Annotated in this window: 2 protein-coding genes; one reads left to right on the top strand and one right to left on the bottom strand. The window is 44.9% G+C overall.

The genetic code is table 11. The annotated features are described in order from the left end of the window. Nucleotides 1-2: 2 nt before the first annotated feature. Nucleotides 3-1,040: a 23S rRNA (adenine(1618)-N(6))-methyltransferase RlmF gene (gene rlmF, locus ACP45E_RS12930; protein ID WP_069585079.1), complete on the top strand. Its 1,038-nt coding sequence runs from the start codon at nucleotides 3-5 to the stop codon at nucleotides 1,038-1,040. A 5-nt stretch (nucleotides 1,041-1,045) separates the two neighbouring features. Here rlmF and pilW read toward each other — a convergent pair. Continuing rightward, on the bottom strand, nucleotides 1,046-1,534 hold a 489-nt coding region (gene pilW / locus ACP45E_RS12925), incomplete at its 5' end, for a type IV pilus biogenesis/stability protein PilW (protein ID WP_069585077.1).

The raw sequence follows: 1,534 nt of genomic DNA, 5'->3' as shown, positions 1-1,534 counted from the left end.
CGATGGTTCAGTCAAAAACGATGGCTCAGTCATCAGCAATGAATGTGCACACCGTGACTAACCAAGCCGGTCTACATAACAAAAATAAGCACCATGGTCGCTATGATTTTGAAGCCTTGATGGTTGCTCTACCTGAATTGAAGCCATGCGTAATTATCAACCCACGTGGTGAGAAAAGCGTTAATTTTTCAGATCCGGTAGCGGTCAAACTGTTGAATAAAGCGTTACTAGCGCATCACTATAAAGTGACAGAGTGGGACATTCCTAAAGGGTATCTTTGCCCACCGATTCCCGGCCGAGCGGACTACATTCATCGCGCTGCCGAGCTGCTATCGAACGAGAGTAAATCAATCAAGCACACGTTGGTCAGAGCGCTTGATATTGGTGTTGGGGCAAATTGTATCTACCCAATTATTGGCGTGTGCGACTACGGCTGGCAATATGTGGCGAGTGACATTGATGAAGTGTCTGTGGAAAACGCTAATAAGATCGCAGCGAATAATGAACGGCTACAGCGTCATATCGAGTGCCGTCTTCAACACAACGGTCGGCACTTTTTTGAAGGGGTAATAAAGGCCGGAGAATTTTATGACATTACCACCTGTAACCCTCCTTTTCATAAGTCGTTGCAAGAGGCAGAGCAGGGCAGTCAGCGAAAAATCAACAACCTGAATGCAAATAAAGCGAAAAAGGGTACGTTAAAAAATACGTTAAATCGAGCAGCAGAACCGTCAAAAACCAGCGCTCCAACCCTCAATTTTGGTGGCCAAAAAGCGGAACTTTGGTGCGACGGTGGCGAAGCTGAATTTATCAAAAACATGGCCCTTGAAAGCAAACAGTTTGGCAATCAGGTGTTATGGTTTACCACGCTGATCTCTAAAAAAGAGAACGTTAAGTGGATGCAAAAAACGTTAGAAAAGATAGGCGCAGTGGAAATGAAAATCGTAGAAATGAGCCAAGGGCAAAAGATCAGCCGTTTTGTCGCGTGGACGTTTAAAACGGCACCACAGCGACAAAAGTGGCTAAAGCTGAAAAGTTAGTTCACTTAAGACTGTTGCGCTATCAGGTCATTAAGTTGGCGCTGGTATTTTTTTTCTAACGCGGTATTGCCAGCTTGTTTTTCTAGCTCGACCAACAAGGTTAACGATGATGCCCGCAGTCCAAAACGTTGATGGAAATGCATTAGCCGTATTCTTGCATCGGTAAACTCTTGCTGTTCTATTTCTATTTTCGCTAATTGTAAGATTGAACGGGCGCGATTAGGGTCATGATCCAATGCTCGTTTGAAATACGTTTTTGCCTGAACGGTATTGCCAGCTTTTAAGGCACATAAAGCCGCGTTCTCGTAGCTGCCTGAAATGAGATAGTAATAGGGTTGATTGACAGCGCGATTGAAGAACTCATCCGCTTGCTTGACGTTTCCTTGCTTACACAGAAATGTACCGTAGTTGTTGAGCACATTGCCGTTTTTAGGGTGTTGACGAAGCGCCGTCTTGTAGATGTTTTCAGCCGATTTAGGAGATCGGAAGAGCGG

It is taken from the genome of Vibrio genomosp. F10 str. 9ZD137 (assembly GCF_049974785.1).
GTDB lineage: Bacteria > Pseudomonadota > Gammaproteobacteria > Enterobacterales > Vibrionaceae > Vibrio.
Note: the sequence above shows the minus strand (reverse complement) of the source record. Positions and strands in the feature narration are given on the sequence as shown.